The 7,666-nt window shown below is 68.8% G+C and carries 9 protein-coding genes; 4 read left to right on the top strand and 5 right to left on the bottom strand.

The window, feature by feature from the left end; genetic code table 11:
• The coding region (locus H8N03_RS26045) for a hypothetical protein (RefSeq protein ID WP_222623061.1) at nt 1–208 on the top strand (208 nt) is incomplete at its 5' end.
• 4 nt (nt 209–212) lie between these two features.
• On the opposite strand, the gene coaD is transcribed toward H8N03_RS26045, so the two are convergent.
• The 4 genes from coaD to H8N03_RS20270 all read right to left on the bottom strand — a co-directional run bounded on the left by coaD (nt 213) and on the right by H8N03_RS20270 (nt 4,267).
• Nucleotides 213–713 (bottom strand): pantetheine-phosphate adenylyltransferase, encoded by a 501-nt coding sequence (gene coaD, locus H8N03_RS20285; protein ID WP_187078036.1) that lies wholly within the window; start codon nt 711–713, stop codon nt 213–215.
• 51 nt (nt 714–764) lie between these two features.
• Entirely contained in the window at nt 765–1,352 is a 588-nt protein-coding gene (gene rsmD, locus H8N03_RS20280; RefSeq protein WP_187078035.1) for a 16S rRNA (guanine(966)-N(2))-methyltransferase RsmD, read from the bottom strand.
• Nucleotides 1,353–1,547: 195 nt separating this feature from the next.
• The gene (locus tag H8N03_RS20275) at nt 1,548–2,888 is read right to left on the bottom strand and encodes a M16 family metallopeptidase (RefSeq protein WP_187078034.1); all 1,341 of its coding nucleotides are present in this window, start codon (nt 2,886–2,888) and stop codon (nt 1,548–1,550) included.
• Between the two features lie 17 nt (nt 2,889–2,905).
• Complete coding sequence (locus H8N03_RS20270; protein WP_255428307.1) at nt 2,906–4,267, bottom strand: M16 family metallopeptidase; 1,362 nt, start codon at nt 4,265–4,267, stop codon at nt 2,906–2,908.
• Nucleotides 4,268–4,356: 89 nt separating this feature from the next.
• Here H8N03_RS20270 and ftsY point away from each other — a divergent pair, with 89 nt between their 5' ends.
• Nucleotides 4,357–5,496: a signal recognition particle-docking protein FtsY gene (gene ftsY, locus H8N03_RS20265; RefSeq protein WP_187078032.1), complete on the top strand. Its 1,140-nt coding sequence runs from the start codon at nt 4,357–4,359 to the stop codon at nt 5,494–5,496.
• 132 nt (nt 5,497–5,628) lie between these two features.
• On the opposite strand, the gene cutA is transcribed toward ftsY, so the two are convergent.
• Complete coding sequence (gene cutA, locus H8N03_RS20260; protein ID WP_187078031.1) at nt 5,629–5,961, bottom strand: divalent-cation tolerance protein CutA; 333 nt, start codon at nt 5,959–5,961, stop codon at nt 5,629–5,631.
• 83 nt (nt 5,962–6,044) lie between these two features.
• Here cutA and H8N03_RS20255 point away from each other — a divergent pair, with 83 nt between their 5' ends.
• The gene (locus H8N03_RS20255; protein ID WP_187078030.1) at nt 6,045–6,503 is read left to right on the top strand and encodes an Mpo1 family 2-hydroxy fatty acid dioxygenase; all 459 of its coding nucleotides are present in this window, start codon (nt 6,045–6,047) and stop codon (nt 6,501–6,503) included.
• A gap of 138 nt (nt 6,504–6,641) precedes the next feature.
• Nucleotides 6,642–7,577 (top strand): RNA polymerase sigma factor RpoH, encoded by a 936-nt coding sequence (rpoH, locus tag H8N03_RS20250; protein ID WP_187078029.1) that lies wholly within the window; start codon nt 6,642–6,644, stop codon nt 7,575–7,577.
• The last annotated feature ends 89 nt before the right edge of the window (nt 7,578–7,666 follow it).

The following is a 7,666-nucleotide window of genomic DNA, read 5'->3' as shown; positions in this document are numbered from 1 at the left end:
AGAGAAAGAGAAGCAGGCGCCGCAGGATCTACGCCACGGGTTCAAAGACCAAAGGCTGGGTACGGCGTGCGCCCGCTTCCGGGTTGCCCCAAAAACAAGATTGGAAGAATACAAGGCTGGGTTTCGCGCCAGCGAACCCCAGCGCTGGCGCGCAGTGCTGGGGTGCGCGTTCGCGCAACCCAGCCTACGGGCAGCCAGCGATCAATGAAGCGTCAATCGCGCCCCAGGCTCCGCACCTTGTCGATCAGCCGCTGCTGCACCGTCCCCGACACGAACTGGTGCACCTCGCCCCCCAGCACCGCGATCTCGCGCACGAACGTGCTGCTGATGAACTGGTACTTGTCGCTCGGGGTGAGGAACACGGTCTCGACTTCCGGCATCAGGTGCCGGTTCATGCCCGCGAGCTGGAACTCGTAGTCGAAGTCGGTCACGGCCCGCACGCCGCGGACCATGGCCTTGCCCCCGCGCGCGACGACGAAGTCGCGCACCAGGCCGCTGAAGCCTTCCACGGTGACCTGCGGATAGTCCTTGAGCGCGTCGCGCGCCATGTCGATGCGCTCCTGCATCGTGAAGAGCGACTTCTTGTGGTGGCCTGCGGCCACGGCGACGATCAGGCGGCCGAACAGCTGGCAGGCACGGTGGACCACGTCCTCGTGGCCGAGGGTCATGGGATCGAAGGTGCCGGGGTAGACGGCGATGACGTCGTGGGCCATGGAGCTCTCCTCATCGCCTGCGGGGCGTTCAGGCCGGTTTGCTGCGCCGCATTATGCAACCGGTCGCAACAGGTGGCCGTGCACGGCGCCCGCCTTGAGGTACTTCACCCGTTCCAGCCGGTGGGGCGCGAGCGCCGGCGCGTCCCATTCGCTGGGCGCTTCGAGATAGAGGAAGCCCTCGCCGGAGAGGGCGGGACGCGCCGCGGCCAGCGCCTTGTCGAACAGGTCGGCGTCGAACGGCGGATCCAGGAACACGAGGTCGACGCCGCCGGGCGGCAGGGCGGAGAGCACGGTCAGGGCGTTTCCCCGCTGCACCCGCACGTTGCGCGCATCGAGCTTCTTCGCGACGGCCCGGAGCTGGTCGACGAGCGGCCCTTCAGCCTCCACCAGCAGGACGTCGGCGGCGCCGCGGGACGCCGCCTCCAGCCCCAGGGCGCCCGTGCCCGCGAAGGCGTCGACGCAGCGCCAGCCGGTCAGGTCCTGGCCGAGCCAGTTGAAGAGGGTTTCCCGCACGCGGTCCGGGGTGGGCCGCAGGCCGGGACGGTCCGCCACCGGCAGCGGGGTCCGCTTCCAGAGTCCGCCGATGATGCGGACCTGGTTGGGAAGGCTGCGGCGGGCGGGCGGTGCGGTGCGGGGCATCGGGGGAGCTTACCCGCGCCCGGCGCAAAAAAAGGGGTGCGGCCTGGGCCGCACCCCACACTCTCTCCCTGTGAAAACCTTCTCTGGTCTGGTTGCCAGAAGCGTGACAGCGCGTAGCCATTGTTCAGGCTCCCGCGCCGTCCTGCCCGGGAACCCCTGTCAACCTTGACAGGGGACCCCCCAAAGGGAGGAGGTTTACTGTCGGGACGCCGCGACGTCGCCGCCGACAACCACCGTGACCATGCGGTCCGGCTGCAGCTTGCGCGCGAAAGCGGCCTTGATTTCGGCGGCCGTCACCTTCTCCACCTGCTTCGTCCAGGTGTCGAGGTAGTCGAGAGGCAGGTCGTACCAGGCGATGTTGGCCAGGTTGTCCAGGAGCTTGCGGTTGCTGTCGATGCGAAGCGCAAAGCCGCCGATCATGAAGTCCTTGGCCGCCTTGAGTTCCGCGTCGGTCGGCCCTTCGGCCACGAAGCGGCGCACCACGTCGCGCGAGACCTGCACGGCCTGTGCCGCCTGGTCCGGACGGGTCTGCAGGCCGAGCGTGAAGGCGCCGGCATGCATGCCCGGTGCGAAGTAGCTGTAGACGCTGTAGCTCAGTCCGCGCTTCTGGCGCACTTCCTCGGCGAGGCGCGACACGAAGCCGCCGCCGCCCAGGATGTAGTTGCCCACCAGCAGCGGGAAGTAGTCCGGGTCCGCGCGCTTGTAGCCGGGCTGCCCGATCAGCACGTGCGCCTGCGCCGAGGCGAAGGGGATGTTGCGTTCGGCGGCGGCCGACAAGGCCGGCACCTCCGCCACCGGCGGCAGCGGCTGGCAGGTGCCGTTCGGCAGGCGCGAGAGCAGCGTGCTGACGATCTGGTCGGCCTGCGCGCGGTTCACCGCGCCCACCACGCTCACCTTGGCGCGGCAAGGCTGGATCGCCTTGTAGAACTCGCGCATGTCCTGCACCGTGATGCGGTTCAGCGTCTCCTCGGTGGTGTCGTAGCCATAGGGGTGCGTGCCGTAGACGGCCTGGCCGAAGGTGCGCGCTGCGATGGTGCCCGGGCGCGTGTTCGCCTCGCGGATGGACGCGGCCCAGCGCTGGCGATCGCGCTGCCAGATCGCCTCGGGGAAGGACGGTTCGCCGATCTGGCGCGCGGCGAGTGCGACCGCCTTGGGCAGCAGGTCCGGATAGGTGAGCGTGCGCAGCGTGAAGCTCATGCGGTCCTGGCCGGAGCTGGCGCCGAAGCCGGCGCCCAGGTCGGCCCAGGCTTCGCCGAGCTGGTTCTCGTCGAGCGCCGGTTCGCCGTTGCGGGCAGCGACGCCCTTGCTGCTCATGCTGGCGGTGGCGCCGGCCAGGCCCGACTTGTCGGCCGGGTCGCGGCGGTCGCCCGCGTCGAAATCGATCTCGACGTCGAGGATCGGCAGGCTCGGGCTTTCGATCAGCCACACCTGCGCGCCGTTCGCCTGCTGCCATTTCTGGATCGGCAGCGCCGCGGCGGCGGGCAGGGCAATGGAAAGGGCCAGGCTCGCGCCGGCCAGGATTCGGTTCGTTCGCATGTTCTGGCGGTCTTGTTTCAGTGACGGACCGGCACCGCGGGCTGGCGGGGCTTGCGGTTGGGATCGACGGGCAAGGGGCGCAGGATGCCCACCGTGAGCTGGTCGTCGCCGAAGTAGCGTCCGGCCACCGACTTGACCTGGTCCGCCGTCACTTCGCGCAGGCGCGCCATGAGGCGCTCGTCGGCGTCGATCGGCAGGCCCTGCACCCACGCGCTCCCCAGTTCGCGGGCCTGGTTCATCACCGAGTCCAGCTTGTAGATCTCGCCGGCGATCCAGCGGGTCTTCACGCGATTCAGTTCCGCATCGGTGACGCCTTCGCGCGCCACGCGGGCGACCTGCTCGCGCAGGGCCGCTTCCACCTGCTCCGGCGTCTTGCCGGGCGCCGGCACGCCGGACAACGTGAAGAGCTGCGGGCCGCGGCCCCACAGGCCGTTGCCGGCGTCCACGCTGTCGGCGAGGCGGTCCGGGCCTTGCGTGAGCGCGCGATCGAGGCGCGCGCCTTCGTAGCCATCGAGCACCGCGGAGAGCACCGTCAGCGCCAGGGCATCGTCGTTCTCCGGCGTCTTCTCGAAGGAGCGCAGCTGCGGCACCTTGAAGGCGAGCGTCACGTACGACTGGTCCGCGGGCGCCTTGAACTCCATGCGGCGGATGCCGTTCTGCTGCGGCTCCTGCTGCGCCTTGCGTGCGGGCACGGCGCGCGCGGGGATGGAGCCGTAGTACTTGTCGACCAGCCTGCGCACCTGCTGCGGGTCGACGTCGCCGGCGATGATCACGGCGGCATTGGCCGGCACGTACCAGCGGCGCCAGAAGTCCCGCGCGTCCTGCGCGGTCATGGAGTCCAGGTCGCTCATCCAGCCCACCACGGGGCGGCGGTACGGCGACACCTGGTAGGTCACGGCGCTGAGCTGCTCGTACAGCTGCGCGCGCGGGTTGTCGTCGGTGCGCATGCGGCGTTCTTCCTTGACGACCTCCAGCTCGCGCTTGAACTCGTCGTCGGCCCACTGGTTGCGCGCGAAGCGGTCGGACTCGAGGCGGATCACGTCCTCCAGCCGGTTCGCGGGAATCTGCTGGAAGTACCCCGTGTTGTCGCGGGTGGTGAAGGCGTTCTCGCGGCCGCCGAGCGCGGCGACCTTGCGCGAGAACTCGCCCGGGCCGGTGGTCGGCGTGCCCTTGAACATCATGTGTTCCAGCACGTGCGCCAGGCCGGAGCTGCCGTCGACTTCGTCCATGGAGCCCACGCGCACGTACAGCATGTGCACCGCGGTGGGCGCCCGGCGGTCCGGCTTGACGATCACCGTCATGCCGTTGGCGAGCTTGTACTCCAGCGGCTTCTCCTGCGCAGGCGCGGGCCCGGTGATCTGGGCACCGGCCGGGGGCATCAGGAGAAGGGGGAGCGAGGCGAGGAGGGGGAGGAGGACTGCGCGGAGGGGCGGTTTCATAGAATCCTGTGATTCTAGAAACGGTCCTGATGTTCAGCTTCTTCCGGAAAAAACCGCCGGCGACCCCGGCGCCGGCGCCCGCCAGCCCCGCCCCCACCGCCGCACCGGCCGCCACGGCCGCGCCGGTGGCGGCGCCCGCGCCTGTCGCCACGCCTGCGCCCGCCCCTGTTCCCACGCCGGCGCCCGCGCCAGCAAAGGCCGGCGGACTCATCGGCAGCGCGCTGGTCGCGCCCATGGAGATCCCCGTCCCGGCGGCGGAAGTCGCACCGGAGCGGCAGAGCTGGATGGAACGGCTGAGCGCCGGCCTGCGCAAGACCGGCTCCAGCATTTCGCAAGTCTTTACAGGCGCGCAGATCGACGACGCGCTCTACGAAGAGCTGGAAACGGCCTTGCTGCTGGCGGACACGGGCGTCGCCGCCACCGAGCATCTCCTCAACGAGGTGAAGCGCAAGGTCGCCGCCACCGGCGCGACGCGCCCCGTGCAGGCCCGGAACATCCTGGTGGACGCGCTCACGCAGCTGCTCAAGCCGCTGGAGAAGCCGCTCACGATCGGCAAGCACGTGCCCACCGTGATCATGGTGGCGGGCGTGAATGGCGCGGGAAAGACCACGTCCATCGGCAAGCTCACGAAGCACCTGGCCGACGAAGGCGAGACCGTGCTGCTGGCGGCGGCGGATACCTTCCGTGCGGCGGCCAGGGAGCAGCTGGCGGTCTGGGCCGACCGCAACAAGGTGGAGATCGTCAGCCAGGAAGGCGGCGACCCCGCGGCGGTGAGCTTCGACGCGGTCACCGCCGGCAAGGCGCGGCGCAAGGACGTGGTGATCGTCGACACGGCAGGCCGCCTGCCCACGCAGCTGCACCTGATGGAGGAGCTGCGCAAGATCCGCCGCGTGGTGACCAAGGCCGACGCGAGCGCGCCGCACGAGGTGCTGCTCGTGATCGACGGCAACACCGGCCAGAACGCGCTGGCGCAGGTGAAGGCCTTCGACAACGCGCTGCAGCTCACGGGCCTGGTCGTCACCAAGCTCGATGGCACGGCCAAGGGCGGCGTGCTGGCGGCGATCGCGCAGGAGAAGCCGGTGCCCGTGTATTTCATCGGCGTGGGGGAGAAGCTGGAAGACCTGGAGACGTTCAGCGCGCGCGAATTCGCGCTCGCGTTGCTGGCTTAGGTCCATCGGTGGGGTTCGCTGGCGCTCACCTTCGGCGGCTTCGCCGCGCCACCCTACAAGACACGGCCACCGCACCTGTAGGGTGGGGCGGCGAACGCCGCCGAAGGTGAGCGCCAGCGAACCCCACCGCCATCACACCGGATCCGGCTCCCCGCCCGCGACGGTCCGCACTTCCCCACGCGCCCACGCGAGGTAGTCCGGGCTCGCGTGCATGCCCACGGCCAGGAACTGCGGCACCTCGTAAGGATGCTTCTCCCGGAACAGGGCGCGCAGCGCCTCCGCGCACGCCGCAAGCGTCTTGATCGTCAGGCGCACTTCCACATCCGCGCAGTCCTTCCCCTGCCACCGGTAGAACGAGGTCAGCCCCTCTTCCACCTGCACGCAGGCGGCCAGCCGCCGCTCCAGGATCGCCTGGGCCAGCGCCTCGGCGTCCGCCCGGGTCCCGACGGTCGTCGTGATGCTCACAATGTCCACTTCTTTACAGTCTTCCATGGCGGCGGGCTCCCAGAATGCGCGCATTGTCCGCCCGAGAGACGAAGGAGACGCCCATGTCCACGCTGACCGATTCCGCCAGCGCCCCGGCCCGCCGGGTCGACCAGCTGCTCGCCCACTACGAGGAAAGCCACCGCGACCCGCGCAACGAACGGATCCACTTCGTGGCCATCCCGCTGATCATGCTCAGCCTGATCGGGCTGCTGTACTGCCTGCACCCGTGGGTCGCCTACGCCTTCATCCTGGCCAGCATGGTCTACTACGCCCGGCTGTCCACGGTGTTCCTCGTGACGATGGCGCTGCTCTCCGTGGTGGGGCTGGCACTGGTCTACGCGATGGGTGAGCACCGACTCACGATCTCGGTGGCGATCTTCGTCGGCGCCTGGATCGCCCAGTTCGTGGGCCACAGGATGGAGGGCAAGAAGCCCAGCTTCTTCGAGGACTTGCAATACCTCTGGGTCGGCCCCATCTTCGTGCTGAGCAAGCTGTTCCTGAAGCTCGGCGTCCGCTGGTAACGGAGGACCCCCCCGGGGCGCTTGCCTTCCCGACAGGCGCCTCCCACTGCCGGTCGGCACCCCTGCCTACGGAACCCTTTGCTTAGCAGTCTGTCCAACAGAGTGCTAATATTTTCACAAGCAGAAGGAGATTCCGGTATGTCCTCTCAAGTTGGAACCGCGGGTACCACGGCACTGGCAGTCGCCAGCCCCTGGGCCGTCGTTCCGTCGCTGGGCAACCTGGACGCATACATCTCGGCGGTCAACCGGCTGCCGATGCTGACGGCGGAGGAAGAACAGGAGTACGCGAAGAAGTTCCGGGAGCAGAACGACCTGGAAGCCGCAGGGAAGCTGGTGCTGTCGCACCTGCGCCTGGTGGTGTCGGTTTCGCGGAAGTACCTGGGCTACGGCCTGCCCCACGGCGACCTGATCCAGGAAGGCAACATCGGGCTGATGAAGGCGGTGAAGCGCTTCGACCCCGACCAGGGCGTGCGCCTGGTCAGCTACGCGCTGCACTGGATCAAGGCGGAGATCCACGAGTACATCCTGAAGAACTGGCGCATGGTCAAGGTCGCGACGACCAAGGCGCAGCGCAAGCTGTTCTTCAACCTGCGCTCGATGAAGCAGGGCTTCAAGGACGAAGCCGACGCCGAGACGCACCGCGAGACGCTGACCGACGCGCAGATCGACGTGATGGCCCGCGAGCTGAACGTCAAGCGCGAGGAAGTGATCGAGATGGAGACCCGCATGTCCGGCGGCGACGTGGTCCTGGACCCGGGCCCGGCCGACGACGGCGAGGAAAGCTTCGGCCCGATCGCCTACCTGGCCGATGCGTCCCACGAGCCCACGGCGGAACTGGAAAACCGCCAGCGCGACACGATGGCCAGCGAAGGCATCGCGCAGGCGCTGGAGCAGCTCGATCCGCGCAGCCGCCGCATCGTGGAAGAGCGCTGGCTGAAGGTCAACGACGACGGCTCCGGCGGAATGACGCTGCACGAGCTCGCCGCGGAATACGGCGTGTCCGCCGAACGCATCCGCCAGATCGAGGTGGCGGCCATGAAGAAGATGCGCAAGGCCCTGGCGGCTTACGCCTGAGGCCTTCCACCTTCCGAAAAGCCCGGCACCGCCGGGCTTTTTTTGTTGTATCCGCGCCCTCGTCACACCTTTTTCGCGCCTGCGGTCTA

Source organism: Ramlibacter cellulosilyticus, from assembly GCF_014297465.1.
In the GTDB taxonomy this organism is placed as follows: Bacteria; Pseudomonadota; Gammaproteobacteria; order Burkholderiales; family Burkholderiaceae_C; genus Ramlibacter; species Ramlibacter cellulosilyticus.
This window is presented reverse-complemented; position numbering and strand designations above follow the sequence as displayed.